Origin of the sequence: Paracoccus isoporae (genome assembly GCF_900101865.1) — a bacterium.
In the GTDB taxonomy this organism is placed as follows: domain Bacteria; phylum Pseudomonadota; class Alphaproteobacteria; order Rhodobacterales; family Rhodobacteraceae; genus Paracoccus; species Paracoccus isoporae.
Genome location: NZ_FNAH01000002.1, coordinates 100,418 through 124,679, shown reverse-complemented (window position 1 = coordinate 124,679; position 24,262 = coordinate 100,418). Strand labels below are relative to the sequence as shown.

General features: G+C 67.7%; 27 protein-coding genes. 11 read left to right on the top strand and 16 right to left on the bottom strand.

Features of this window, described 5'->3' with window-relative positions:
- Positions 1-9 precede the first annotated feature (9 nt).
- Positions 10-150: a hypothetical protein gene (locus BLT73_RS17220; RefSeq protein ID WP_176804902.1), complete on the bottom strand. Its 141-nt coding sequence runs from the start codon at positions 148-150 to the stop codon at positions 10-12.
- A 263-nt stretch (positions 151-413) separates the two neighbouring features.
- On the opposite strand from BLT73_RS17220, the gene BLT73_RS04255 reads away from it, so the two are divergent.
- From BLT73_RS04255 to BLT73_RS04235, 5 genes are read left to right on the top strand one after another with little or no spacing between them, the layout of a single operon-like run.
- Complete coding sequence (locus BLT73_RS04255; RefSeq protein ID WP_090521233.1) at positions 414-1,550, top strand: ABC transporter substrate-binding protein; 1,137 nt, start codon at positions 414-416, stop codon at positions 1,548-1,550.
- A gap of 54 nt (positions 1,551-1,604) precedes the next feature.
- Positions 1,605-2,477: a branched-chain amino acid ABC transporter permease gene (locus BLT73_RS04250; protein ID WP_090521232.1), complete on the top strand. Its 873-nt coding sequence runs from the start codon at positions 1,605-1,607 to the stop codon at positions 2,475-2,477.
- On the top strand, positions 2,477-3,433 hold the full coding sequence (locus BLT73_RS04245; protein ID WP_090521230.1) for a branched-chain amino acid ABC transporter permease: 957 nt from the start codon (positions 2,477-2,479) through the stop codon (positions 3,431-3,433). The genes BLT73_RS04250 and BLT73_RS04245 overlap by 1 nt, the downstream gene beginning before the upstream one ends.
- A complete protein-coding gene (locus BLT73_RS04240) occupies positions 3,430-4,212 on the top strand; it encodes an ABC transporter ATP-binding protein (protein ID WP_090521228.1) in 783 nt (260 codons plus the stop codon). Before BLT73_RS04245 ends, BLT73_RS04240 begins: the two co-directional genes overlap by 4 nt.
- Positions 4,205-4,906, top strand: coding sequence for an ABC transporter ATP-binding protein (locus tag BLT73_RS04235; protein ID WP_090521226.1), 702 nt, complete (start codon positions 4,205-4,207; stop codon positions 4,904-4,906). Before BLT73_RS04240 ends, BLT73_RS04235 begins: the two co-directional genes overlap by 8 nt.
- Here BLT73_RS04235 and modC read toward each other — a convergent pair.
- The 4 genes from modC to BLT73_RS04215 all read right to left on the bottom strand — a co-directional run bounded on the left by modC (position 4,891) and on the right by BLT73_RS04215 (position 7,943).
- Positions 4,891-6,015 carry a molybdenum ABC transporter ATP-binding protein gene (gene modC, locus BLT73_RS04230; RefSeq protein WP_090521858.1) on the bottom strand — a complete coding sequence of 375 codons (1,125 nt, stop codon included), beginning with the start codon at positions 6,013-6,015 and terminating at the stop codon, positions 4,891-4,893. The genes BLT73_RS04235 and modC overlap by 16 nt on opposite strands.
- Entirely contained in the window at positions 6,008-6,709 is a 702-nt protein-coding gene (gene modB / locus BLT73_RS04225; protein WP_090521856.1) for a molybdate ABC transporter permease subunit, read from the bottom strand. Before modB ends, modC begins: the two co-directional genes overlap by 8 nt.
- Positions 6,710-6,714: 5 nt before the next feature.
- The gene (modA, locus tag BLT73_RS04220) at positions 6,715-7,503 is read right to left on the bottom strand and encodes a molybdate ABC transporter substrate-binding protein (protein WP_425438800.1); all 789 of its coding nucleotides are present in this window, start codon (positions 7,501-7,503) and stop codon (positions 6,715-6,717) included.
- A 68-nt stretch (positions 7,504-7,571) separates the two neighbouring features.
- Entirely contained in the window at positions 7,572-7,943 is a 372-nt protein-coding gene (locus BLT73_RS04215) for a winged helix-turn-helix domain-containing protein (protein WP_090521222.1), read from the bottom strand.
- Positions 7,944-8,193: 250 nt separating this feature from the next.
- On the opposite strand from BLT73_RS04215, the gene cysP reads away from it, so the two are divergent.
- From cysP to BLT73_RS04195, 4 genes are all read left to right on the top strand, one after another.
- Entirely contained in the window at positions 8,194-9,216 is a 1,023-nt protein-coding gene (cysP, locus tag BLT73_RS04210) for a thiosulfate ABC transporter substrate-binding protein CysP (RefSeq protein ID WP_090521221.1), read from the top strand.
- A gap of 85 nt (positions 9,217-9,301) precedes the next feature.
- Positions 9,302-10,144 carry a sulfate ABC transporter permease subunit CysT gene (cysT, locus tag BLT73_RS04205; protein WP_090521219.1) on the top strand — a complete coding sequence of 281 codons (843 nt, stop codon included), beginning with the start codon at positions 9,302-9,304 and terminating at the stop codon, positions 10,142-10,144.
- 2 nt (positions 10,145-10,146) lie between these two features.
- Entirely contained in the window at positions 10,147-10,950 is an 804-nt protein-coding gene (gene cysW, locus BLT73_RS04200; RefSeq protein WP_090521196.1) for a sulfate ABC transporter permease subunit CysW, read from the top strand.
- Entirely contained in the window at positions 10,947-11,672 is a 726-nt protein-coding gene (locus tag BLT73_RS04195) for an ABC transporter ATP-binding protein (protein WP_090521194.1), read from the top strand. Before cysW ends, BLT73_RS04195 begins: the two co-directional genes overlap by 4 nt.
- A 24-nt stretch (positions 11,673-11,696) precedes the next feature.
- On the opposite strand, the gene BLT73_RS04190 is transcribed toward BLT73_RS04195, so the two are convergent.
- The 10 genes from BLT73_RS04190 to BLT73_RS04145 form a co-directional block, all read right to left on the bottom strand.
- Positions 11,697-12,644: a sugar kinase gene (locus BLT73_RS04190; RefSeq protein ID WP_090521192.1), complete on the bottom strand. Its 948-nt coding sequence runs from the start codon at positions 12,642-12,644 to the stop codon at positions 11,697-11,699.
- Positions 12,641-14,098, bottom strand: coding sequence for a mannitol dehydrogenase family protein (locus BLT73_RS04185; protein WP_090521190.1), 1,458 nt, complete (start codon positions 14,096-14,098; stop codon positions 12,641-12,643). The genes BLT73_RS04190 and BLT73_RS04185 overlap by 4 nt, the downstream gene beginning before the upstream one ends.
- Positions 14,095-15,321, bottom strand: a complete 1,227-nt coding sequence (gene uxuA / locus BLT73_RS04180; protein WP_090521189.1) for a mannonate dehydratase — start codon at positions 15,319-15,321, stop codon at positions 14,095-14,097. The genes BLT73_RS04185 and uxuA overlap by 4 nt, the downstream gene beginning before the upstream one ends.
- Complete coding sequence (locus BLT73_RS04175; RefSeq protein WP_090521188.1) at positions 15,318-16,490, bottom strand: alpha-hydroxy acid oxidase; 1,173 nt, start codon at positions 16,488-16,490, stop codon at positions 15,318-15,320. The genes uxuA and BLT73_RS04175 overlap by 4 nt, the downstream gene beginning before the upstream one ends.
- 3 nt (positions 16,491-16,493) lie before the next feature.
- Positions 16,494-17,537: an L-idonate 5-dehydrogenase gene (locus BLT73_RS04170; RefSeq protein WP_090521187.1), complete on the bottom strand. Its 1,044-nt coding sequence runs from the start codon at positions 17,535-17,537 to the stop codon at positions 16,494-16,496.
- Positions 17,538-17,540: 3 nt separating this feature from the next.
- On the bottom strand, positions 17,541-18,815 hold the full coding sequence (locus BLT73_RS04165; protein WP_090521184.1) for a TRAP transporter large permease: 1,275 nt from the start codon (positions 18,813-18,815) through the stop codon (positions 17,541-17,543).
- Positions 18,812-19,312: a TRAP transporter small permease gene (locus BLT73_RS04160; RefSeq protein WP_090521183.1), complete on the bottom strand. Its 501-nt coding sequence runs from the start codon at positions 19,310-19,312 to the stop codon at positions 18,812-18,814. The genes BLT73_RS04165 and BLT73_RS04160 overlap by 4 nt, the downstream gene beginning before the upstream one ends.
- A 103-nt stretch (positions 19,313-19,415) precedes the next feature.
- Complete coding sequence (locus BLT73_RS04155; RefSeq protein ID WP_090521182.1) at positions 19,416-20,402, bottom strand: TRAP transporter substrate-binding protein; 987 nt, start codon at positions 20,400-20,402, stop codon at positions 19,416-19,418.
- 42 nt (positions 20,403-20,444) lie between these two features.
- Positions 20,445-21,125 carry a GntR family transcriptional regulator gene (locus BLT73_RS04150; protein ID WP_090521854.1) on the bottom strand — a complete coding sequence of 227 codons (681 nt, stop codon included), beginning with the start codon at positions 21,123-21,125 and terminating at the stop codon, positions 20,445-20,447.
- 186 nt (positions 21,126-21,311) lie between these two features.
- Positions 21,312-22,409: a branched-chain amino acid aminotransferase gene (locus tag BLT73_RS04145; RefSeq protein ID WP_090521180.1), complete on the bottom strand. Its 1,098-nt coding sequence runs from the start codon at positions 22,407-22,409 to the stop codon at positions 21,312-21,314.
- Between the two features lie 290 nt (positions 22,410-22,699).
- Between BLT73_RS04145 and BLT73_RS04140 the strand changes: the two genes are divergently transcribed.
- Positions 22,700-22,903 (top strand): dodecin family protein, encoded by a 204-nt coding sequence (locus BLT73_RS04140; protein WP_090521178.1) that lies wholly within the window; start codon positions 22,700-22,702, stop codon positions 22,901-22,903.
- A 124-nt stretch (positions 22,904-23,027) separates the two neighbouring features.
- Positions 23,028-23,777, top strand: a complete 750-nt coding sequence (locus tag BLT73_RS04135) for a sulfite exporter TauE/SafE family protein (protein WP_090521177.1) — start codon at positions 23,028-23,030, stop codon at positions 23,775-23,777.
- Here BLT73_RS04135 and BLT73_RS04130 read toward each other — a convergent pair.
- Positions 23,774-24,190, bottom strand: coding sequence for a SufE family protein (locus BLT73_RS04130; protein ID WP_090521176.1), 417 nt, complete (start codon positions 24,188-24,190; stop codon positions 23,774-23,776). The genes BLT73_RS04135 and BLT73_RS04130 overlap by 4 nt on opposite strands.
- Between the last annotated feature and the right edge of the window lie 72 nt (positions 24,191-24,262).

Below are 24,262 nucleotides of genomic sequence, written 5' to 3'. Positions count from 1 at the left end.
CGGCGCGTCTCATGCGCCGCGAAACGCTGCCGGGTGCTGTGCCGGATCGGCGGTGACGGGCTGGGCGCGCCGCCTGTCGCGCGGGGCGTTCAGGCACAGCCGCAGCACGTTGCGGTCCGGATCACTCAGACCGATTGCCTGATCGCGCATGCCGCCATCTCCTCCCCCGCCAATCGCCACATGCATCCTCCCCGATGCCAAAAAAGATGTTGCATAGACCGAACGGTCAGTCAATTATATTCGGGAGGAAGGGAGGGGCAGGACTTGGCGAATCTTTCGCGCCCGGCCGATGCTGCGACATGAACCGAAAACGCAGCGCCGACCATTGCCAGTCTGGCCGCATTCCCCCGACTCGCAAAGGACAAAATTCGCCGGGACAACCGGCGAGGTTCAGCAACTGGGAGGAACGCTGAATGACCATCCGCACCCTGATGAGCACCGCCGCCGCCCTGACCGCTCTGGCAGGCCCGGCGCTTGCCGACATCAATATCGGCGCCTCGATCTCGGAAACCGGCCCGGCCGCCTTCCTGGGCGATCCCGAAGCCAAGACCCTGCGCATGGAGGTCGAGAAGATCAATGCCGAGGGCGGCATCATTGGCGAGCCGATCAACCTCATCATGTATGACGATGGCGGCGACCCGAACAAGGCCCGCACTTTCGCCACACGGCTGGTCGAGGATGACGAGGTCGTCGCGGTGATCGGCGGCACCACCACCGGCACCACAATGGCGATGGTCCCGGTCTACGAGGATGCCGAGATCCCCTTCATCAGCCTGGCCGGCGCGGTCGAGATCATCGAGCCGGTCAAGGAGTTCGTCTTCAAGACCCCGCATACCGACCGCATGGCCTGCGAGAAGATCTTCGAGGACATGGCCGCGCGCGGCTTCAGCCGGATCGGCATGATCTCCGGCTCGGACGGGTTCGGCAAATCCATGCAGGCGCAATGCAAGGACGTGGCCGAGGCGTCGGGGGTGGAGATCGTGGCCGACGAGGTCTACGGGCCGCAGGACGCCGACATGACGCCGCAGCTGACCAATATCAAGGGGTCCGGGGCCGAGGCGATCCTGAACTCCGGCATGGGCCAGGGTCCGGCGGTGGTGACGCGCAACCACACGCAACTGGCCATCGACGCGCCCCTTTACCAGTCGCACGGCGTCGCGTCCAAGCAGTTCATCGAACTGGCCGGCAGCGAAGCCGCGGAGGGGGTCCGCCTGCCCGCCGCCGCGCTGCTGGTGGCCGATCAGCTTGCCGAGGACGATCCGCAAAAGCCGGTCGTGGTCGGCTATCGCGACGGCTACGAGAGCGAGACCGGCGAGGATGTGTCCACCTTCGGCGGGCACGCCTATGATGCGCTCTATATCCTGAAAGCCGCCATCGAAAGCGCGGGCAGCACAGAGCCTGCGGCGATCCGCGATGCGATCGAGGCGACATCCGGGTTTGTGGGCACGGCGGGCGAGGTCAATTTCTCCGGCGACGACCATCTCGGCCTGACGCTGGATGCGTTCGAGATGCTGGAAATCAAGGACGGCAACTGGACCATCGTCGAATAATCGGCGTGACCGGGCGGGGCGCGGTCACGCGCCCGCCCGAGCTGCGGAGGCGTCATGCCGGAACTGCTGCAATTCCTGTTCTCGGGGCTGACGGTGGGCGCGGTCTACGCGCTTGTCGCGCTCGGCTTCACCATCATCTACAACGCCTCGGACGTGGTGAATTTCGCCCAGGGCGAATTCGTCATGCTGGGCGGAATGATCACGGTCTTTGCCCATGCGGCCGGGCTGCCGCTTCTGCTCGCGGCGGGGATTGCCATTGCGGCGACGGCGGTGATCGGGGTGGCGCTGAACAAGCTGGCGATCGAACCCGCGCGCGGCGCGCCGGTCGTGTCGCTGATCATCATCACCATCGGGGCCTCGATCTTCCTGCGCGGCGTCGCCTCGCTGGTCTTCGACAAGCAGATCCACCGCTTCCCCGCCTTTTCGGGCGACGCGCCGTTCCGCATCGGCGGCGCCACCATCCTGCCGCAATCGCTCTGGGTGATCGCGGGCGGGGTGGCGGTGTTCATCGCGCTGTGGCTGTTCTTCACCCGCACGCTGACCGGCAAGGCGGTGCTGGCCACCTCGAACAACCGGCTGGCCGCACAGCTCGTGGGCATCAACACCAACTGGGTGATGACGCTGTCCTTCGCGCTGTCCGCCGCGATCGGCGCGCTTGCAGGCGTGCTGGCGACGCCCATCACCAACACCTCATATGATGTGGGGATCGCCCTTGCGCTGAAAGGGTTTGCCGCTGCCATGCTGGGCGGGATGGGCAATCCCAAGGGTGCGCTTGTCGGCGGCATCCTGCTGGGCATTCTCGAGGCGCTGACCGCCGGGTATCTCTCCTCGCAATACAAGGACGCCGCCGCCTTTATCGTCATTCTGCTGGTGCTGTTTATCATGCCGCAGGGCCTGTTCGGTGCCCGGCAGACGGAGCGGGTCTGATGCGGCTGTCCCCGCGGGCCACGACGCTTCTGGTTCTGGCGGTGCTGATCGCGCTGTCGCCGCTGATGTTCCCGTCGAATTTTTACTACCGGGTCGGCTCACTGATCTTCATGAACGGGCTGGCGGTGACCGGCATGGTGATCCTGATCGGCTATGCCGGGCAGATCAGCCTGGGCCATGCCGGATTTTCCGGCATCGGCGCCTATAGCTGCGCGATCATGCCGGTTCAATGGGGGATCCATCCGCTGCTCGCGCCGCTTCTTGGCGCGGCGATCTCGGCCCTGCTGGCCTGGCTGGTCGGCCGCCCGATCCTGCGGCTCAAGGGCTATTACCTGGCCGTGGCGACGCTGGGGTTCGGCATTCTCGTCTATATGGTGCTGATGAATGAGGCAGCACTGACCGGCGGGCCGGACGGGATCACCGTGGCCGATAGCGGCCTGCCCGACCTGGCCGAGGCGGCCGGGCTGGATCTGTCCAATTCGCAATTCTGGTACTGGATGTCGGGGCTGGTGCTGCTGGCGGGGGCGTGGCTGGCACTGAACCTGTATGACAGCCCCACCGGCCGGGCGCTCCGCGCGCTGCACGGATCCGAGGTCGCGGCCCGCACCGTAGGGGTGGACGTGGCGCGCTACAAGCTGCAGGCCTTCGTCATCTCGGCGGTCTATGCCTCGGTCGCGGGCTCGCTGCTGGCATTGCAGAACAAGTTCATCACCCCGGATGTGGCGGGCTACATGCACTCCATCGAACTGGTAACGATGACGGTCTTGGGCGGCGCGCATTCGGTGCTGGGTGCCGTGTTCGGCGCGGCCATACTGACCATGCTGCCGCAGGTGCTGACGGTGTTTGCCGAATACGAGCATCTGCTGCTCGGCCTCATCATGATGCTGGTGATGATCTTCCTGCGCGACGGGCTGCTGCCCTCGCTGATGCGGCTGATCCGGGGGAAGAGCGAATGAGCGATCTTCTGCGGGTCGAGAATCTGGGCATATCCTTCGGCGGTCTCAGGGCGGTCAACCAGGTCGGATTCAGCGTCAAGCCGGGCGAGATCCTGTCGGTGATCGGGCCGAACGGGGCGGGCAAGACGACGCTGTTCAACATGATCTCGGGCATCTACATGCCGGGCGACGGGCGGGTGGTGCTGAACGGCGATGACGTGACCGGAATGCGCCCCGACCTGCTGGCGCGGCGCGGCCTGTCCCGGACCTTCCAGAACCTTCAGATCTTCCAGAACATGACCGTGCTGGACAATGCCATTGCCGGATATCACCTGACCGAATCGGGCAGCCTGCTGGCCGACCTGTTCCGCCTGCCCGGCGCCCGCGCCCGCGTCCGCGCGGCCCGCGAGGGGGCGATGGCGCTTCTGGCGCGGGTCGGGCTGGACCGGGCCGCAGAGACCGAGGCCGGGAGCCTGTCCTACGGCAAGCTGAAGCGGCTGGAAATCGCCCGCGCGCTTGCGCTCGATCCCAAGGTGCTCTTGCTCGACGAGCCGGCGGCGGGCTGCAACGCGGTCGAGACCGAGGAGATCGACCAGATGATCGCGGAGGTGGCGCGAAGCGGCGTGGCGATCCTGCTGGTCGAGCATGACATGAAGATGGTGATGCGGATCTCCAGCCATATCGTGGTGCTGGATCACGGCGAGAAGATCGCCGAGGGCGATCCCGCGACGGTCAGCCGCGATCCGCAGGTGATCTCGGCCTATCTGGGCACCGAGGCGGCGGAGGCGGCGGATGCTTGAGGTCAGCGGGCTCACATCGCGCTATGGCCGGATCGAGGTGCTGCACGGCATCGACCTGGCGGTTCGGTCGGGCGAGATCGTCACCGTGGTCGGCGCCAATGGCGCGGGCAAGACGACGCTGCTGCGCTGCATCTCCGGCACCCAGCCGGTCGCGGGGGGCGAAATCCGGTTCCGTGGCGACGACATCACCGCATTGCCCGCCTATCGCAGGATCGGGCGCGGCATCACCCAGTCCCCGGAGGGGCGCCAGATCTTCACCAACCTGTCGGTGGAGGAGAATCTGCGGCTGGGGGCGTTCGTCCATGGCGATGCGCGGGTGGACCGCGATCTGGAGGACGCGTTCCAGATGTTCCCGATCCTGCGCGAGAAGCGCAATCTGAACGCCGGCGGGCTGTCGGGCGGGCAGCAGCAGATGCTGGCGATCGCGCGGGCGCTGATGGGCCGGCCGAGCTGTCTGCTGCTCGACGAGCCCTCGATGGGCCTGGCCCCGATCCTGGTCCAGCAGATCTTCGACGTGATCTCGACGCTGAAATCGCGCGATGTCACGGTGCTGCTGATCGAACAGAATGCCTTCGGGGCGCTGAAGATCGCGGATCGCGGCTATGTCATGGAGACCGGCCGGATCACCATGGACGGCGCGGCAGACGAGTTGATCGCAGATCCGCGCATCCGCGAAGCCTATCTGGGCATCTGATCCGCCCGCGCGGCCTCGGACGTATCGCCCCCTGCCCCGATATCGCCCGGCGCGACAGAAACGGTCTTGATGATCGCATGCGCCGCGACACCGGCGCGCAACTCCAGGAGCGCCGCCGACCGCTTTGTCAGCCGCGCCAGCAGCCGCCCCGCCGGGGTCTCCAGCGTCACCATCGCGCCGGGCCCCTGCCCTTCGGCCACGGTCAGCACCCGGCCCGGCAGGATGTTCAGCGCCGACAGCCCCTCGGGCCGGTGGCGCGACAGGATCACCTCATGGGCCGCGACCCGGATCCGCATCGCCCGACCCGGCGCGGCGGCGATCCGCGGCAGGAACAGCGGATGGCCGCCTGCATCCAGTTCTGTCAGCCCGTCGGCATGGTGGCGCGCGACCCGCGCGGTCAGGATCGCCCCGGCCTCGCGCGCGCCCAGGGGCAGGATCGCCGGGTCGCTGAACAGATCCGCCGCCTGCCCCTGCGCGCTCACCCGCCCGGCCTCTATCGCGATCACCGTCGTCGCCAGCCGCGCGACCTCGGCGGCGGAATGGCTGACATAGAGCATCGGCACCGACAGCTCGTCGCGCAGCCGCTCGAAATAGGGCAGGATCTCCGCCTTGCGCGCCGCATCGAGCGAGGCCAGCGGCTCATCGGCCAGGATCAGCCGCGGCGCCGACAGCACCGCGCGCCCGATCGCCACGCGCTGCCGCTCGCCCCCCGACAAGGCGGCCGGGCGCCGGTCGAGCAGATGCCCGATGCCCAGCATCTCGATCACCCGGTCCCGCGGCTCGCGCAGGGCGTGGCGCGGCGCGAACCATGCCCCGTAGGCCAGGTTGCGGCGCACGGTCAGATGCGGAAACAGCCGCGCCTCCTGAAAGATATATCCAAGCCGCCTGCGATGCGGCGGCAGGAACGCGCCTTGCGCAGAATCGAACAGCACCCGCCCGTCGGCCGTGATCCGCCCCGCATCCGGCCGCAGCAACCCCGCCACGGCATTGATGATGCTGGTCTTGCCCGAGCCGGACCGGCCGAACAGCGCGGTGATGCCCGGCGGCGCGGTGAAATCGACATCCAGCGCGAACCCGGCAAAGCGATGGGACAGCGCGACCTCAAGCATGGCTGCCCCCGACCCGTGCCGCGACCGCACGGCCCAGCCATTCCGACAGAAGCAGCGCGCTCATCGCGATCACCACCGAGACGATCACCAGCCGCATCGCGGGCTCGGTCCCGCCCGGCACCTGCAAAAAGGCATAGATCGCCATCGGCACGGTCCGGGTCTCTCCGGGAATGTTCGACACGAAGGTAATGGTCGCGCCGAACTCTCCCATCGCCTTGGCAAAACCCAGGATCGCGCCCGCCACGATCCCCGGCAGAGCCATGGGCAGGGTCACCGTCACGAACACCCAGGGCGGCGAGGCCCCCAGCGTCGCCCCCGCCTGATCCAGCCGCGCATCCACCGCCTCGATCGACAGCCGGATCGCCCGGACCATCAGCGGGAACGCCATCACGGCGGCCGCAAGCGCAGCACCTGTCCAGCGAAAGGCGAACACGATGCCCAGATCCTCCAGGAACCCGCCCACCGGACCGCGCGTGCCGAAGGCGATCAGCAGAAGATAGCCGGTCACGACCGGCGGCAGGATCAGCGGCAGATGCACGAGCCCGTTCAGAAGCTGCCGCCCCGGAAAGCGCCAGCGGGCGAGCGCATGCGCGGCAAGGATCCCCGGCGGCAGGCTGGCCAGCGTCGCCCAGAAGGACACTTTCAGCGACAGCGCGACGGCCTGCCATTCCTCCGGTCCCAGCCACCCGGTCACGGCGCTCACTCCACCAGCACGGTGAAGCCCTGCGCCTCGAACGCCGCGCGGGCCTGCTGGCCGCGCAAATAGGCCATGAAATCGGTTTCAGCGGGCAGGTCGCGCCCGGCCAGATCCGCCACCGGATAGACGATCGGGGGGTGGCTGTCCTCGGGAAACTGCCAGATCACCGAGACCTTGCCCTCTGCCACCGCGTCGGTGGCATAGGTGATCCCGAACCCCGCCTCTCCCGACGCGACAAGGGCGAGCGCCGCGCGCACATTGTCGGTCTGCACCACCTGTCCGGAAACCGCGTCCCACAGACCCAGCGTCTCGAGCGCGGCCTTGCCATAGATCCCTGCCGGCACCGCATCGACAAGCGCCATCGACAGGCGCTGCGATCCGATCCGCGCGGCCAGATCGGCATCCGCGCCGCTCTCCATCCGGGCCGCGTCGGGCCCATGCGCAATCAGCACCAGCCGGTTGGACAGCAGGTCCAGGCGGCTGCCCGGCTCGATCAGCCCCTCCGCCTGGAGCGCGTCCATCCAGCCCGGATTAGCCGAGATGAAGATATCGGCGGGCGCGCCCTGCTGGATCTGCCGGGCGAGCGCGGAAGACCCGGCGAGCGACACCGTCAGATCATGGCCGGTCTCGGCCTCGAACCCGGCCTCGATCTCGGTCATGGCGTTGGCGAGGCTGGCGGCGGCAAAGACCGTGATCTCCTCCGCCCCGGCCGCGCCGCCCGCCAGGGATACGACGCCAAGCGCCGCCAGCATCGCGGAGCTTCGGATGGTCCTGCCGGGCTGTCGGGTCATCTGCGGGTTCAAGCCATTTCGATATGTTTAACCGGGAATAACGCAAGGATCGCCGCCGAGATCAAGCGTTATTTTCCGTCGGGCATATCGCGCATCAGTCCGATCAGCGCCGCCAGATGCGGCGCCCCCGCCTGCCGCGCCCGGTCCTCGATGGCGCGGTATTCGCTCAGCACGGTCTGTCCGGTCTCGGTCAGCCGCGCCCCGCCGCCCTTGGCTCCGCCCCGCGCGGTTTCCACCACCGGCGCCAAGAACATGGCGTTCATAGCCTCGACCAACTGCCAGGCGCGCTTGTAGCTCATGCCCATGCCGCGACCCGCCGCGGCGATGGAGCCGGTCTCGGCAATCCGCGCCAGCAATTCGGCCTTGCCGGGGCCGATCACGCCCCGCGCGCCGAAGCTGATGCGGATGCGATAGGCGGGGTCTGTCTCGGGCGGCGTCATGGCGCAATACTGGACGCGTTCGCGGCCCTGTCGCAAGCGGGGTCTTCGTGCCGGATCGCCGCCGTCCAGACGGACCGGCCCGCGGCCGCAAGCGCGGTGAACAGAATTGGCCGCGCTGCCCCCACTCGGAACTGCCTGTCCGCTCTATGCGATGCTCTCGGAATTATTTCCTTATGAAATCGCCGGATGTTGCAATTTGGGGAACAATCATACCATTTGCGGGCAACACGGATTTCTTCAGGAGTGCACCATGACCGCACGATTCCCCGCCCCCTTCGCCCGCCGCAGCCTCGGCGCGCTTGCCATCGCGCTCGCCGGGTTCACCGGCTCCGCGCAGGCGCAGGAGCGCGACATGCTCAACGTCTCCTACGACATCGCGCGCGAACTTTATGCCGCGCTCAACCCGGTCTTCATCGAGAACTGGGCCGAGGAGACCGGCGAGACGCTGACCATCGAACAAAGCCATGCCGGGTCGTCCAAACAGGCCCGCGCCATCCTGCAGGGCCTGAAAGCCGATCTGGTGACGTTCAATCAGGTGCTCGACGTGCAGGTGCTGGCCGATAACGGTTTCGTGGACGAGGACTGGCAGCAGGACCTGCCGAACAACGCCTCGCCCTATTACTCCCTGCCCGCCTTCCTCGTGCGCGGCGGCAACCCGAAGGACATCCAGGGCTGGGACGACCTGATCCGCGAGGATGTCTCGATCGTGTTCCCGAACCCGAAAACCAGCGGCAATGCGCGCTACACCTATCTGGCCGCCTATGCCTATGCGCTCGACAAATTCGAGGGCGATGACGCGGCAGCGCAGGACTTCGTCGGCAAGATGCTGGGCAATGTCGCGGTGTTCGACACGGGCGGGCGCGGGGCCACCACCAGCTTTGTCGAGCGCGGCATCGGTGACGTGCTGATCACCTTCGAAGCCGAGGTCGAAAATATCCGCGCGGCCGAGGATGAAGGTGCCTATGAGCGCGTCGTCCCCTCCGTCTCGCTGCTGGCGGAATTCCCGATGGCGCTTGTCCGCAAGGTGGCCGAGGAGCGCGGCACCACCGATGTGGCCGAGGCCTATCTGAACTTTCTCTACTCGACCGAGGCGCAGGAGATCATCGCGTCCTTCAACAACCGCGTCCATGACCCGGAGGTGGTCGAGGCGACCGCCGATCAGTTCCCCGAGGTGCGCCTGATCACGGTGGAGGACGTGTTTGGAAGCTGGGCCGAGGCGCAGGAGACGCATTTCGCCGATGGCGGCACGCTTGACCAGGTGTTCCGGAACTGATTTCAGGACATCGCATATCGCCTCCCGCGCGGAACCCGTGCGGGAGGCTTCGGTTTTTCCCGGCGGGACGATACTGGACGCAACCATGACTGCACTGGCACGACCACAGCCGCGCATCCTGCCGGGGTTTTCCCTGTCCATGGGGATAACCCTGCTGTTTCTGTGCCTGATCGTTCTGCTGCCGCTGAGCGGGCTTCTGTGGCAGTTGGGACAGCTCGGCCCCGGCGACTATCTCCGGGTGATGAGTTCGGAGCGGGTGCTGGCGGCGCTGCGCGTGACGATCACCGCCGCGGCGGCCGCGACGGCGATCAACGGGGTGTTCGGCCTGATCCTGGCCTGGGTGCTGACCCGCTATCGCTTCCCCGGCCGCGGGCTGATGGATGCGCTTGTCGATCTGCCCTTCGCGCTGCCCACCGCCGTGGCCGGGATCGCGCTCGTGGCGCTCTATGACCGCTCCGGCTGGGTCGGGCAGTTGCTGGAGCCGTTGGGCATTCAGATCGCCTATACATGGTGGGGGATCGTGATCGCGATGGCCTTCACCTCCATCCCCTTCGCCGTGCGCGCCATCCAGCCCGCCATTGAGGAGCTGGACCGTGACGAGGAACAGGCCGCGCTGACTTTGGGCGCGACGGGCCGGCAGATGTTCTTCCGCGTCCTGCTGCGTCCGCTGCTGCCGTCGATCCTGACCGGGATCGGGCTGTCTTTCGTCCGCTCGCTGGGGGAATTCGGCGCGGTGATCTTCATCGCCGGCAACATGCCCTACGAGACAGAAATCGCCTCGCTGTTGATCCTCATCCGGCTGGATGAGTTCGACTATCCCGCCGCCGCCGCCGTGGCCGGCACGCTGCTGGCGCTGTCGCTGGTGCTGCTGGTGGCGATCAACGTCATGCAGAACCGGCTGCAATCCTATCTGCGGAGCGAGGGCTAGCGATGGCGAAACCGATCCTCATCGCGCTCGCGCTCATGTTTCTGGCGGCGATGGTGCTGCTGCCGGTGGTGGCGATCTTCGATCGCGCCTTCGCCGAAGGGGCCGGTGCCTATCTGGCCGCGATCCGCGACCCGGAGACGCTGGCGGCGATCCGGCTGACCATCATCGCCGCGATGATCGTCGTTCCGGTCAATATCGTCTTCGGCGTGGCCGCCGCCTGGCTGGTCGCGCGCTACCGCTTCTGGGGACGCCGGGCGCTCTTGATCCTGATCGAGCTGCCCTTTGCCATGTCGCCCATCGTGGCGGGGCTGTGTTTCCTGCTGATCTACGGCGCGTATGGCCCGGTCGGCGCGGCGCTTGAGCCTTACGGCATCCAGCTCATGTTCAACCTGATCGGGATCGTGCTGGTCTCGCTTTTCGTCACCTGCCCCTTCGTGATGCGGGAGATCCTGCCCGTGCTGCAGGTGACCGGCGAGGCGGAGGAGAAGGCGGCGCTGACGCTTGGCGCGAATGGCTGGCAGATGTTCCGCCATGTGGTGCTGCCAAATATCTCCTGGGGGCTGGCTTACGGCACGGTGCTGACCATGGCCCGCGCGATGGGCGAATTCGGGGCGGTCAGCGTCGTGTCCGGCGCCATCCGTGGCCGCACCATGACCCTGCCCCTGCAGATCGAGCTGCTCTATAACGATTACAACGCGACCGGTGCCTTCGCCGCGGCGACGGTGCTGACGCTGCTGGCCCTGGTCACACTGGTGCTGCGCAGCGTGCTGAACCGCTTCGGCCCGAACAGAGAGGCACATGCATGAGTTTCGAGGCGCTAGACATTCACAAATCTTTCGGCGACACGCCGATCCTCAAGGGCGTGTCGCTGAGCGTCGCGCCGGGCGAGTTCGTGGCCCTGCTCGGCCCGTCGGGATCGGGCAAGACGACGCTGCTGAACATCATCGCCGGGCTCGCCCATGCCGATCGGGGCCGGCTGGTGCTGGACGGGCGCGACATCACCCGCCTGCCCGCCGGAAAGCGCCGCTTCGGCATGGTGTTCCAGAGCTATGCGCTGTTCCGCCACATGACAGTGGCGCAGAACGTGGCCTTCGGTCTGAAGGTGATGGAGGGCGCGCGCCGCCCGCCGCGCGAACGCATTGCCGCGCGGGTGGGTGAGTTGCTGGAGATGGTCGAGCTGCCGGATCTGGCCGACCGCTACCCGGCGCAGCTCTCCGGCGGGCAGCGGCAGCGCGTGGCCATGGCCCGCGCGCTCGCCATCGACCCGCAATTGCTGCTGATGGACGAGCCGTTCAGCGCGCTTGACGCGCAGGTCCGCCAATCGCTGCGCGGCGAGGTGCGGGCCTTGCAGAAACAGGCCGGGGTGGGCGCGATCATGGTCACCCATGACCGGGCCGAGGCCTGGGCGCTTGCCGACCGGATCGCGGTGATGGATCACGGGCGGATCGTGCAGTTCGACACACCCGACGCGCTGCGCGACGATCCGGCGACGGAGTCCGTCCGCTCGCTGGTCGAAGGGGTGGCCTGACCGGCAGGGCCTCCGCTGCGCGGCTCAGTCCGCCGCGGCGTGTGATGCGACCGCTTCGCGGACCAAAGCGCCGGGGTGGCCGATGACCTTGCGGCTGAGATCATGCGCCTGACGGATCGACGTCTCGATCCCCTGCCCCTGCAACCGCGCCGCGAGATAGCCCGCATTGAAACTGTCCCCGGCCGCGGTCGTGTCCACCGGGCGTTCGCGCGGCAGATCACCCACCACGCCCGCGCCCTCGGCCCCGCCGAAGCGGACCGGATCGCCCCCGGCCTTGAGGATCACCTGCGCGGCGCCCAGATCGAGATAACGCGCGACGCAGCCATCCGCGTCGGCATCCACGAAGAACTCGCGCTCATCGTCGAAGCTGGGCATGACCAGATCGCAGCTCGCCGCGGCCTCGCTGACCACCGCGCGCATCATGTCCAGATCGGGCCACAGCCGCGGCCGCAGATTGGGATCGAACACGATGCGTGTGCCCGCCCTTCGCGCCGCGGCCAGGGCGGCGAGCAGGTTCGCGCGGCCCTGCTCCGGCAGGATCGCCAGCGTGATCCCCGACAGATAGGCCACACCCACACCGTCCAGGGCGCGCGCCAGCAGCGCCGGATCATCGGCCAGCCACCGCGCCGCAGAAAAGTCGCGCCAATAGGAGAAGCTGCGCTCGCCCTCGCTCAGCGAGATTGCATAAAGCCCGACCTCGCGCCACGCATCGCGGGCGATATGGGCGGTGTCGATCCCCTCGGCCGCGATGAATTCCAGCAGCCGGTCGGAGAACCCACCCAGCCCGACGCGGGTGAGATACGCAACCTCCCAGTCCGGTGCCAGCAGGCGGCGCAGATACCAGGCGGTGTTGAGCGTGTCGCCCGCAAACCCCAGCCGCCACAGATCGCCTGCCCCACCGGCCCCGGCAGGCGGCGCCTGCGACAGCTCCACCATCGCCTCGCCGATGGAGAGGATCTTCTGTCCCGTCATGCCGCCAGCTCCTGCCGCATCACTGCGCGCAACCCGTTTCGGCGGATCGCACCCAGCCGGTCGATGACGCCATCCGCAAAGCCTTCGTCACCGGCCAGCCCGGCCGGCATCAACCCCGGCAGACCCATCACCCCGCGCAGCAGTGCGGCATCGTCGTCGCCCGCCTGCCGCGCGAGATCTTGCAGCGCCGCGCCGCGCGGATCGTTGGGGGCCTCGCCGCGCTGCGCCAGATCCGACAGCCAGGCCAGCCACACCGCGACGGCGAACTGGAACGCCCGCACATCCCCGCCCTGCCGCAGCAGGTCGGCTGCCGGGGCAAGCCAGCGCAGCGGCACCTTCTCGGTCCCGTCCGTGGCGATCTGCAGGGTCTCATGCGCGATGGCGGGATTGGCGAAACGCGCCATCAGCGCCCGCGCATAGCCGTCAGGTTCGATCCCCGCCGCCTTGGGCAGCGTGGCGGCGGCGGCCTGCATGTGGCGGCGGATCAGCGGCTCCAGATCCGGGTCGTCCACCGTGTCGCGCACATAGGTCAGATCCAGCATCTGCCCGGCATAGGCCAGCAGCGAATGGCTGCCATTGAGCATGCGCAGCTTCATCGCCTCATGCGCGCGGACATCGCCCACCAGCTCTGCCCCGCCGGCCTCCCATGCCGGGCGGCCCTGCGGGAAGTGATCCTCGATCACCCATTGGCTGAACGGCTCGGTCTCGACCGCGGCCAGATCGCGATGGCCGGTCAGCGCCGCGGCATCTTCCAGCGTCCTGTCGGTCACGGCGGGGGTGATGCGGTCGACCATGGTGGCGGGGAAGGCCACGTTCTCCGCGATCCAGCGTTCCAGATCGGGGTCGCGCCGCCGGGCCATGCCCAGCACGCCTGCGCGCAGCAGCGCCCCGTTCTCGGGCAGGTTGTCGCAGCACAGCGCGGTGAAGGGCGCGGTCCCCGCGGCCCGGCGGGTCCGCAGGGCGGCGGTGACGATCCCCAGCACCCCGGCGGGCGCATCCGGCCGGGCCAGATCAGCGGCCACGGCCGCGTGGCTCTCATCGAGATCCATCGCCGCGCGGTCGATGCCATAGGCCTTTTCCGAGACGGTCAGTGACAGGATGCGGATCGCCGGATCGCAGGCCGCGCGCAGCACCGCGGCGGGATCGCCGCCGATCGCCGCGCCATGCGCCCCGATCACCCGCGCCCGCTCCTGCCCGGACCGCTCCACCACCGTGTAGAGCCCGTTCTGCGCGTTCAGCGCCTCCGGCAGTTCGCGGCTGCGCAGATTGGCGCCGCGGATGCGCCAGTCGCCCCCCTCGGCGGCGAGCGCGTCATCGGTATAGACCGCCTGATGGGCGCGATGAAACGCCCCCAGCCCGAGATGGAGGATCCCAATCCCATGCGCCGCGCGGTCATAGCCGGGGCGCTGCACGTCGCGCGGCAGATCGGTGCAATCGGTCAGACGCCTGGTCATGCCGCACCTCCTTCTTTCAGCGCATCGCGGTAACGCAGCGCCATTTCCACCCCGCGCAGCTCTGCCAGCCCCTTCAGCCGCCCGATGGCCGGATAGCCGGGCTGTCCGCCGCGCCCGATGTCATCCAGGATGTCCTGCCCGTGATCGGGGCGCATCGGGATCTCGGCATCCGCACGGCCCGTGGCGCGGCGCCGCGCCTCCTCGGCCAGAACCGCATCGACCAGGGCCACCATGTCGGTCTGCCCGCCGAGATGCTCATCCTCGAAGAACGAGCCGCGGATCGCGTCGCCGTCGCGCCGCACATTGCGCAGATGCAGGAAATGCACCCGATCCCCCAGCCGCGCCATCATGCCGGGCAGATCATTGTCGGGCCGCGCGCCGAGCGAGCCCGCGCAGAGCGTGATCCCGTTGGCGGGCAGATCCACCGCCGCCATGCGTTCGGCGTAATCCGCCTCGGTCGACATGATCCGTGGCAGGCCGAGCAGGCTGAACGGCGGATCGTCGGGATGGCAGCACAGCCGCACGCCGATCTCCTGCGCGGCGGGGGCGACCTGTTCGAGGAAATCATGGAAGTTCCGGCGCAGCACCGCGTCGGTGACCGGTGCGTAGCTGTCCAGAAGGTCGCGCACATCCTGAAGGCTGAAGCGCTCCGCCGCGCCGGGCAGCCCGAAGACGACATTGCCGGCAAGCGCCTCGCGCTGCGCGTCGTCCATCTCGGCAATGCGCCTGTCGGCCGCCTCGCGCACGTCGTCTGGGAAATCCTCGGCTGCGCCGCGGCGTTGCAGGATATGAATGTCGAACGCCGCGAAATCGGTGAAATCGAAGCGCATGCAGGTTGCGCCGCTGGGTCGCCGCCAGGCCAGATCGGTGCGTGTCCAGTCGAGGACCGGCATGAAATTATAGCAGATCACATCGATCCCGGCGTCGCGCAGGTTCCGCATGGAGGTGATCCAATTCTCGACATGGGCGCGCCAGTCGCCGGTCTGGGTCTTGATGGCCTCGCTGACCGGTAGGCTTTCGACCACCTCCCAGGCCAGACCCGAGGGCTGGCCGTCGCGCATCAGGCCGATTGCCTCCTGCCGCTTGGCGATCTCCTCCGGCGTCCAGATTGCGCCGGTCGGCAAATGATGCAGCGCGCTGACGACGCCCTGAACACCGGCCTGTCGCATGTCATCGACCGAGACTCGGTCCTGCGGTCCGAACCAACGCCATGTCTGTCTCATCCGCGCCCTTCCCTGAATGTCTGTTCCAATTCCGGCGACCACAGGCAGTGCGGCCCGAAATCGGCAATGTCGTTGACGCCGCACAGCGCCATGGTGATGTCCATCTCGCGCCGGATGATCTCGATCGCGCGGGTCACCCCCGCCTGCCCCATCGCGCCGAGCCCATAGGTGAAGGCCCGGCCGATGAACACCCCGTCCGCGCCGCTGGCGATGGCTTTCAGCGCCGCCTGCCCCGACTGGACGCCGCCATCGAGATACAGCGGATACTCCGGCCCCACCGCCCGGCGGATCGCGGGCAGCATGCGGATGGTGGAGGGCGCGCCGTCAAGCTGCCGCCCGCCATGGTTCGAGACCAGGATCGCATCGGCCCCGGTCTGCACCGCGCGCTGCGCATCCTCGGGATCGTTGATCCCCTTGAGGATCACCTTGCCGCCCCACTTCGCGATGATCTGCTCGACGCGAGCCCAATCCAGCCGCTGATCGAACTGGCGCGAAGTCCATTCCATCAGATCGCCCATATTGGTCACGCCCCTGGCATGGCCGATGATATTGCCGAAACCCCGCCGCTTCGTGCGCGCCATGCCTGCGCACCAATGCGGGCGGCGGGCCATGTCGATCAGATTGGCGACGGTCAGGCGCGGCGGCGCGGTCATGGCGTTGCGCAGATCCGCGTGGCGCTGCCCCTGGATCTGCAGATCGAGCGTCAGCACCAGCATCTCGACCCCGGCGCGGCGCGCGCGGTCGAGCACATTGTCCAGAAACTCCTCGTCGCGCAGCGTGTAGAGCTGGAACCAGAACGGCGCCCGCGTCGCCGCCGCCACATCCTCGATGGAGCAGATCGACATGGTGGACAGGGTGAAGGGCACGCCCGCATCGCGGGCCGCGCGGGCGGCCTGGATCTCTCCATCCGCGTGCTGCATCCCCAGCAGCCCCACCGGCGCAAGCGCCACCGGCATCGAGACATCCTCGCCCATCATCCGGCTGGCCAGGCTGCGGCGCTCGATATCGCGGGCGACACGCTGGCGCAGCAGGATGCGGTCGAAATCGTCGCGATTGGCGCGATAGGTGGACCCGCTCCACGAGCCGACATCGACGTAATCATAGAACATCCGCGGCACGCGGCGGCGATGCATCCGGCGCAGATCCTCGATTTCGGCAATCACCGGCACGGATCAGCCCCCGAACGCGAGCTGGACCTTGACCGCCTGCGCCCGGTCGCCCGCCAGATCGAAGGCGCGCCCCGCGTCGGCCGCCGGGATGACCTGCGTCACCATGGGCGACAGGTCGATCTCTCCTGCGCCGATCATGCGCACGGCCTCGCCGAACTCGGCGTCGAAGCGATGGGTGCCGCAGAGGCGCAACTCCTTGCTGACGATCATGTTCAGCGGCAGGGGCAGCGTGCCGCCGACCCCGATCTGGATGATGCTGCCCTGCGGGCGCGTCACCGCGATGGCCTGCGCGATGGCATGCGGATTGGCCGAACATTCCAGCACGATATCCACGCGCCCCTTGCCCGGCGCCAGATCGGCCAACCCGTCAGGATCGCTGGCCACATTCACCACCCGGTCGGCACCCATCCGCCGCGCCACATCGAGCGTAAAATCCTGCACATCCGTCACCACCACCTCGGCCGCGCCGCGCAGCCGCGCAAGCGCCGTGCAGATCGCGCCGATCGGACCCGCGCCGGTGATCAGCACCCGCCGATCCGTCAGCGGCGGGGCCATGTTCAGCGCGTGCAGGCAGACCGCCAGCGGCTCCGCCCCGGCGGCCTCCTGTGGTGACGCCCCGTCTGGCAGTGCAAAGCATTGCGCCGCAGGATGATACAGCAGATCCCGGAACAGCCCCTGCTCATGCGGCACGCGCATGGCCGAGCCGTTGAAGCGCATCTCCACACAGTGACGTTCATCGCCCGCGCGGCAGAAATCGCATGTGCCGCAGGGACGGGATGGTGACAGCGCGACAAGCTGGCCCTTGCGCAGACCGGACCCCTCCGGCGCGTCCTCGACGATCCCGGCGGCCTCATGGCCCAGAATGATCGGCTCCTGCAAGCGGATCGGGCCGAAGCCGCCATCGTGGTAGTAATGCAGATCCGAGCCGCAGATCCCGCCGCGCAGCACCCGGATCAGCGCCGCATCGGCCGCGCGCAACGGCTCCGACAGGGGCTCGACGCGCAGGTCACGGGCGGCATGAAGGCGGCAGGCAATGTCCTGTGGCATGTCTCAATCCATCAGCGAGGGAAGCCAGGTGCTGATCCACGGCACATAGGACACCAGGAGCAGCACGAGGATGTTGGTCATCAGATAGGGAATCAGCGCCCGGATCACCGGCCCGAGCGGAACGCGGGCGATATTGGCGCAGATGAACATGCAGACCCCGACCGGCGGGGTGCTGAGCCCGATCATCAGGTTCAGCACGGCGAAGACCGCGAAATGCATCGGATCGACGCCGACGCTCTGCGCCAGGGTCAGCAGCGGCACGAACAGGATGATGAGCGCGGCGATGGTCTCCATGAACATGCCGACGATCAGCAGCACGATGTTGATGAGCAGGATCACCAGGATCCTGTTATCGGTCACAGACAGCACCGACTCGGCGATGAATTGCGGGATCCGCTCGCTGACCAGGATCCAGCCGAACACATTGGCGATGCCGACAAGCGCCAGGATCGCGGCCGAGGAGACGGCGCTGTCGATCAGGATGCCCGGCAGCTTCGCCAGCGGCAATTCGCGGTAGATGAAGGCGCCGACCACCACCGCGTAGATCGAGGCGATCACGGCGGTCTCGGTCGGGGTGACGAAGCCGGTCAGCATCCCGCCCACGATCAGCGCGGTCATGGCGAGCGCCCAGAACGCCCCCAGAAACGACGCCCCCAGCTCGCCCCAGCCCTGCCAGGGCTGGCGGGGAAAGCCGCGGCGCACGGCGATGATATACGTCGTGACCATCATCGCGAGGCCCAGCATGATGCCGGGCAGTGCGCCCGCGATGAACATCTTGCCGACCGAGATCCCGGCCAGTGATCCCACGATGATCATCGGAACCGATGGCGGAATGATCGGCCCCACCGTCGACGACGCCGCCGTCACCGCGGCCGAGAAATCCGCCGGGTAGCCCGCTTTCTTCATGCCGGGGATCATCATCCCGCCGATCGAGGCCGCATCCGCGACCGCCGTGCCGGAAATCCCGCCGAACAGCATCGAGGAGGCCACATTGGTCTGCGCCAGCCCGCCCCGGATCCAGCCGACAAGTGCCTGCGCAAAGCGGATGATCCGTTCGGTGATGCCGCCGCTGTTCATCAGGTTCCCGGCCAGGATGAAGCCGGGAATACACAGCAGCACGAACACGTCGATCCCCGCATACATCTTCTGCGGCACCACGACGAGCGGCATGCCCTGATAGAGCAGATAGGCAATCGAGGAGACGCCGAGCGTGATCGCCACCGGCAGCCCGATGATCAGCCCCAGCAGGAAGGTCAGTCCGAGGATCGCCAGGCTCATTCGGTCTCTCCCACCAGATGCTCGGGCTTGCCGTCGCTCACCCCGGTCACCATCCCCAGCACGCGCAGCACCCCCGCCAGCGTCAGCGTCGCCAGCAAAAGCAGCACGCTGCCATGAATGAAATTCATCGGCACGCCCATCGCGGGCGAGGTCTGCATCGCGCCGATCTGGGTGAAGCGCCAGGCCGGTGCGATCAGCACCGCGCCAAAGCCGATCACGATCAGCCCCGAAATCAGCCGCAGAAGCCACGGCACCCGGCCCGGCAGGCTTTCGCTGACCAGATCGACATTGACCAGATCACCGGACAGCAGCGACAGCCCGGTGCCGAATCCGGCCAGATAGAGCAGCGCGAACCGCGTCAGCTCCTCCGTCCAGACCGGAGAGCCGCCCATCGTGCGCCCGGCCACCTGCATGGTGACCGAGGCAATCAGCACCAGGAAGGACAGCGCGGTGCCCGCCCTCAGGATCAGTCGGACCCAGTGGATCAGCGCGTTCATCTCTGTCCTCCTCACAGCGAATGGGGGCACGCCCGACTCGGGGCGTGGCCGATGGATCGGGGACGGGCGGGCGAAGCGTCAGGAACCGTCCGCCCGCCAGGGATCAGCCCTGCGCGGCAAACAGGTCCTCGACGATCGGGCGGATCTCGTCGCCGACACTGCCCAGAACCGCGTCGCGGGCTTGGGCTGCAAAGGCCTCCCGGTCGCTGTCCACGAAGGTCATGCCGCGCTCTTGCAGCGCCTCGACCAGCCGGTCCTCATCGGCGAGGAACAGTTCGCGCTCGTAATCCTGCGCGATCTGCGCGGCCTCGGTGAGGGCGGCCTGATCGGCCTCGGACATCTGGCTCCATTTCATCTCGGAAATGGTCAAATAGATCCAGGACCGGACATGCTCGGTCAGGTTCACGAATTGCTGGACCTCGTTGAAATTCGCCGACTCGATCAGCGCCAGCGGGTTTTCCTGCGCATCGATGGTGCCGTTCTGCAGCGAGGTGAAGACCTCGCTGAATGCCATCGGCGTCGGCTGCGCGCCGAGCGCCTGCCAGGTGTTCACGAACAGCGGCACATTCGGGACGCGCAGCTTCAGCCCGTCGATCTGGTCGGGCGTCACGATCTCGCGGTTGGAGGTCAGGTTGCGCGGGCCGCGCGCGAAATAGGTCAGCGGGCGGATCTGGGCGTTGGAAATGATCTGTTCCTCGATCTGCGCGCCGATCTCGCCCGAGGCGACCTCGTCCATCTGCTCCAGCGACAGATAGGCGTAGGGCACCGCCAGAAGCGCCGCCATCGGCGCCCAGTTCTGAAGGCTTTCGCCGGTGATGGTCATGTCGGCCGTGCCGAGCTGCATGCCGTTGATGAGATCGATTTCCTTGCCGAGCGATTCGTTCGGGAACACCTCGACCGCGATCCGGCCCTCGCTCAGCCGCGCGGCCTCCTCGCCGAATTTCAGCGCGGCCTTGTGCCAGCTGTTCTGTTCATTAGCCAGATGGCCCAGCTTCAGCGTCACCTCGGCGGCATGGGCCTTGATGGCGGGTGCGGCCAGAACCGAGGCTCCGGCCAGTATGGTGAACTGGCGGCGATTGAGATTGGTCATGGTGGTCTCCTCCTGTTGAACTTGCTGAAACGCGGCGGGCGGTCACGGGCAGAACAGATCCGGCGCGCGTTTCTGGATTTCGGGCAGATCGTGCAGCACCTCGCAGAGATGCCGGCGCATGGCGGCCTCGGCCGCGTCCGCGTCGCCGGCGCGCAGCGCATCCACGATGGCTTCATGCTGGTCGATCAGCTTATGGGCGTCGAACGCCTTCACGGTGATGTGGCGCAGCCGGTTCATCTGGGATTTCAGCCCTTCCAGCACCGACCACACCGCATCCTCGCCCGCCTCGACGGCCAGCAGGCGGTGAAACCTGTCGTCGAGATTGACGAATTCCACCGCGTCCTCGCGCGACAGCGCCCGGCGCTGCGCGGCGATCTCGGCCTCGAAGCGCCGCACCATCTCCGCATCGGCCCGCGCGGCGACCTTTCGGGACAGGTCGCTCTCGACCGCCTCGCGGATGAAACGCGCGCACATCACGGCCGAGACCGAGATCCGGCTGATATAGGTGCCGCGCTGCGGGCGGATCTCGGCCAGCCCGTCGGCGGCGAGGCGGATAAAGGCCTCGCGCACCGGCTGGCGGCTGACGCCGATGCGCCCGGAGATTTCGGATTCGCTCAGCCGCGCACCGGGGATGAGATTGCCGCGCAGGATTTCCTCGCGCAGCCAGCGATAGACCTGCTGCGCCGTGGAGACCGCGAAGTCGAGTTCGGGCTGTGCGACCATCTTCCCCCCTTGCCGCAGGGTCAGCTTACGGCGTTTCTGCCGAATGCATACTTCCATACCAGTCGGGAGGCAAGAGGGGTGCGCATGTCCCGGGGAGCCGAGCGGCATGTTGCTGCCTTGTCGGGTCAGCCGCGCCGGATCGCGCGGCGGTGGATCACCGCGCGGCGACGCGCCAAAGGGTCAGGTTCAGAACACCCGATCCACCCAGCCATGCGGGTCCTCGGCGCGGCCGAACTGGATGTCGGTCAGCGCCTTGCGCAGCTCCGCCGTGACCGGCCCCATGCCGCCCGAGCCGATGGTCAGGTCGAAATCCCTGCCCTTGATCTGCGCAATCGGGGCCACGACCGCGGCGGTCCCGCAGGCGAACACCTCGACCAGCCGGCCCGATTCAAGATCCGCGCGCCACTGGTCGATCGCGTAGGGTTCCTCGCGCACGGTCCGGCCCCGGTCCCGCGCCAGGGTTATCAGCGAATCGCGGGTGATGCCGGGCAGGATCGTGCCGGTCAGCGGCGGGGTCTGGATCGAGCCGTCCTCGAACACGAAGAACACGTTCATCCCGGCCAGCTCCTCGACCCAGCGGCGTTCCACCGCGTCGAGGAACAGCACCTGCTCGCATCCTTGCGCCGCACCTTCCTTCTGCGCGGCAAGGGCTGCGGCATAGTTTCCGCCGCATTTCGCGGCCCCGGTTCCGCCCGGCGCGGCGCGGGTGAAATTCTCCGACACCCAGACCGACACACCCGACACGCCGCCCTTGAAATAGGATCCGACCGGGGAGGCGATGACGATGAACTGGAAACTGTCGGAGGGATGGTTGCCGATGGCGATCTCGGTTCCGATCATGAAGGGCCGCAGATACAGCGCCGCCTCGCCGCCGCTGGGGATCCAGTCGCGGTCGATGCGGACCAGCTCGCGCACCGCCGCGACGAAGCTGTCTTCGGGCAGTTGCGCCATCGCCAGCCGCTCGGCCGATTTGTTGAAGCGCCGCGCATTGGCCTGCGGCCGGAACAGCGCGCCGCCGCCATCGGGCATCGGATAGGCCTTCATCCCCTCGAAGATCTCGCCCGCGTAATGCAGCACCATGGTGGACGGGTTCAGCGTCAGATCGCTGCGCGGGCCGATCTTCGCGTCATGCCAGCCCTGCTCGGCAGAGTAGCTGATCGTGACCATGTGGTCGGTCAGATATTTGCCGAAACCCGGATTGGCCAGCATCTCGGCCCGGCGCGCGGCGGGCACCGGATCGGTTGCGGTCTGCGTGGTGAATTCGTTCGTCGTGGACCTGTCCATGCGGCCATCCCCTTTATCCCTGCGTCCCGCCCCCTCGTGCGGGACCGCCCTGTCGTGCCGGGCCGAAGCCCGGCGGCCCGACCCCGTTGCGCCGCGACCGATCGGCGCGCGCAACTCTCCCGCGTCTTCATAGCAGGCGGCAACTGACCGCGCATCAACAGAAATGCCTGCCGGGGCGGCGGCTGTCGAGACGGCGCGCCCGGATGCCCCCGCGCCTCCGGCGACAGAGCGGCCGAACCAATTCACCCCGGCGCGCGTTGAGCCGCCGTCCCAACCAAGGAGGAACGACTATGACGATCGCACGTGTCACAGAAATCTCGTCCACCTCGGAGACCGGTTTCGAGGATGCAGTCCGCAACGGCATCAAGCGCGCCAACGAGACCCTGCGCAACGTCAAGGGCGCCTGGGTCAAGGAGCACACGGTGGATTGCGAGAACGGCAACATCACCCGCTATCGGGTCAACCTGATGGTCACTTTCGTTCTGGACGACTGATCCGGCCCAGATCCGGCGCGGCGGCGCGCCGGTGAGATCCTCCGCCGCGCGGCCCCGGTTGCGGGCCGCGCGGCGCGTGTTTTGACGCTTCCCCTGCCTGCGCCGCCATGCCAGCTTGCCGGCCATGGCGGATCTGATTCTGGTTTTTGTCGCGGGATGGCTCGGCGGCATTCTGAACGCGGTGGCGGGGGGCGGCACCTTCATCACCTTCCCCGCGCTCGTCTTCATCGGCGTGCCGGAGGTGGCGGCCAATGCCTCGGCCACGGTGGCGGCGATGCCGGGCTATCTGTCCTCGGCCATCGGGTTTCGCCGCGACATTGCCGAGATGGACCGGAGCCTGCTGCTGCGGCTGACCGGCTGGACCATGCTGGGCGGCGCCGTGGGCTCGGGGTTGCTGCTGATCTCCTCCAACGCGGCCTTCGCGGCCCTTGTGCCGTTTCTGCTGCTGGCGGCGACGCTGGTGTTCTTGCGCGGCGCGCAGATCCGGGAATGGGCAGCGCGGCGTCGCGGCGCGGTCACCGCCTATGGCGCCGGGACAATGCTGCCTGTGGCGATCTATGGCGGATTTTTCAATGGCGGGCTGGGCATCGTGCTGCTGGCGCTGTTCGCGCTGTGGGGGATGACCAATCTGCACGCGATGAACGGGCTGAAATGCTGGCTCAGCTTCGCGCTGTCGGTGATCTCGCTGGTGATTTTCACGGTCGGCGGAAAGATCGTCTGGGGACCGACGCTGGTGATGGGGCTGGGCACGATTGCCGGGGGGCTGATCGGGCCGGTCCTCGCGCGGCGCATCCCGATGCCGGCGCTGCGCATCCTGATCGCCGTGGTCGGCTTCGGCACCACGGCGATCTTCTTCCTGCGGCTGCTGGCTTAGCCCGCCGCTGCGGTCGCGGCCTGTTCGCGGATACGCGCCACCATTGCCCGCAACCCGTTCGAGCGTTGCGAGGAGAGGTGATCGTTCAGCGAGAGCCGCCCCAGCTCGGCCTGCGCGTCCACCGCCGCGACCTGCGCCACCGGCAGCCCGGAATAAAGCGCATGGACCACCGCGATCAGCCCGCGCACGATCACCGCGTCGCTGTCGCCGATGAAATCGAAGCGCCCCTCTGACACGCGCGGGATGATCCAGACCTGGCTGGCGCAGCCCTCGACCTTGCTGGCCGGGGTCTGAAGCGCGGGGTCCATGGCGGGCATCGCCTTTCCCAGCTCGATCAGGTGGCGATAGCGCTCTTCCCAGTCATCCAGGAACTCGAATGTCTCGACGATGTCTTCGAATGCTTCGGTGCTCATGCTGCGCCCTCCTTGTGGCGGCGGCTCCCTGCTATCGCGCGGCGGCGCCAAGGTCAAAGAGGCTTTGCGCCC

Coding starts and splice junctions, on each gene's coding strand:
- BLT73_RS04170 (WP_090521187.1), bottom strand. CDS start 17,537: ATGCCACAGGACATTGCCTGCCGCCTTCATGCCGCCCGTGACCTGCGC.
- cysW (WP_090521196.1), top strand. CDS start 10,147: ATGGCGAAACCGATCCTCATCGCGCTCGCGCTCATGTTTCTGGCGGCG.
- uxuA (WP_090521189.1), bottom strand. CDS start 15,321: ATGAGACAGACATGGCGTTGGTTCGGACCGCAGGACCGAGTCTCGGTC.
- BLT73_RS04145 (WP_090521180.1), bottom strand. CDS start 22,409: ATGGACAGGTCCACGACGAACGAATTCACCACGCAGACCGCAACCGAT.
- BLT73_RS04165 (WP_090521184.1), bottom strand. CDS start 18,815: ATGAGCCTGGCGATCCTCGGACTGACCTTCCTGCTGGGGCTGATCATC.
- BLT73_RS04185 (WP_090521190.1), bottom strand. CDS start 14,098: ATGACCAGGCGTCTGACCGATTGCACCGATCTGCCGCGCGACGTGCAG.
- BLT73_RS04240 (WP_090521228.1), top strand. CDS start 3,430: ATGAGCGATCTTCTGCGGGTCGAGAATCTGGGCATATCCTTCGGCGGT.
- BLT73_RS04250 (WP_090521232.1), top strand. CDS start 1,605: ATGCCGGAACTGCTGCAATTCCTGTTCTCGGGGCTGACGGTGGGCGCG.
- BLT73_RS04215 (WP_090521222.1), bottom strand. CDS start 7,943: ATGACGCCGCCCGAGACAGACCCCGCCTATCGCATCCGCATCAGCTTC.
- BLT73_RS04150 (WP_090521854.1), bottom strand. CDS start 21,125: ATGGTCGCACAGCCCGAACTCGACTTCGCGGTCTCCACGGCGCAGCAG.
- BLT73_RS04130 (WP_090521176.1), bottom strand. CDS start 24,190: ATGAGCACCGAAGCATTCGAAGACATCGTCGAGACATTCGAGTTCCTG.
- BLT73_RS04195 (WP_090521194.1), top strand. CDS start 10,947: ATGAGTTTCGAGGCGCTAGACATTCACAAATCTTTCGGCGACACGCCG.
- BLT73_RS17220 (WP_176804902.1), bottom strand. CDS start 150: ATGCGCGATCAGGCAATCGGTCTGAGTGATCCGGACCGCAACGTGCTG.
- BLT73_RS04135 (WP_090521177.1), top strand. CDS start 23,028: ATGGCGGATCTGATTCTGGTTTTTGTCGCGGGATGGCTCGGCGGCATT.
- cysP (WP_090521221.1), top strand. CDS start 8,194: ATGACCGCACGATTCCCCGCCCCCTTCGCCCGCCGCAGCCTCGGCGCG.
- BLT73_RS04190 (WP_090521192.1), bottom strand. CDS start 12,644: ATGACGGGACAGAAGATCCTCTCCATCGGCGAGGCGATGGTGGAGCTG.
- BLT73_RS04255 (WP_090521233.1), top strand. CDS start 414: ATGACCATCCGCACCCTGATGAGCACCGCCGCCGCCCTGACCGCTCTG.
- BLT73_RS04140 (WP_090521178.1), top strand. CDS start 22,700: ATGACGATCGCACGTGTCACAGAAATCTCGTCCACCTCGGAGACCGGT.
- cysT (WP_090521219.1), top strand. CDS start 9,302: ATGACTGCACTGGCACGACCACAGCCGCGCATCCTGCCGGGGTTTTCC.
- modA (WP_425438800.1), bottom strand. CDS start 7,503: ATGACCCGACAGCCCGGCAGGACCATCCGAAGCTCCGCGATGCTGGCG.
- BLT73_RS04235 (WP_090521226.1), top strand. CDS start 4,205: ATGCTTGAGGTCAGCGGGCTCACATCGCGCTATGGCCGGATCGAGGTG.
- BLT73_RS04155 (WP_090521182.1), bottom strand. CDS start 20,402: ATGACCAATCTCAATCGCCGCCAGTTCACCATACTGGCCGGAGCCTCG.
- BLT73_RS04160 (WP_090521183.1), bottom strand. CDS start 19,312: ATGAACGCGCTGATCCACTGGGTCCGACTGATCCTGAGGGCGGGCACC.
- BLT73_RS04245 (WP_090521230.1), top strand. CDS start 2,477: ATGCGGCTGTCCCCGCGGGCCACGACGCTTCTGGTTCTGGCGGTGCTG.
- modC (WP_090521858.1), bottom strand. CDS start 6,015: ATGCTTGAGGTCGCGCTGTCCCATCGCTTTGCCGGGTTCGCGCTGGAT.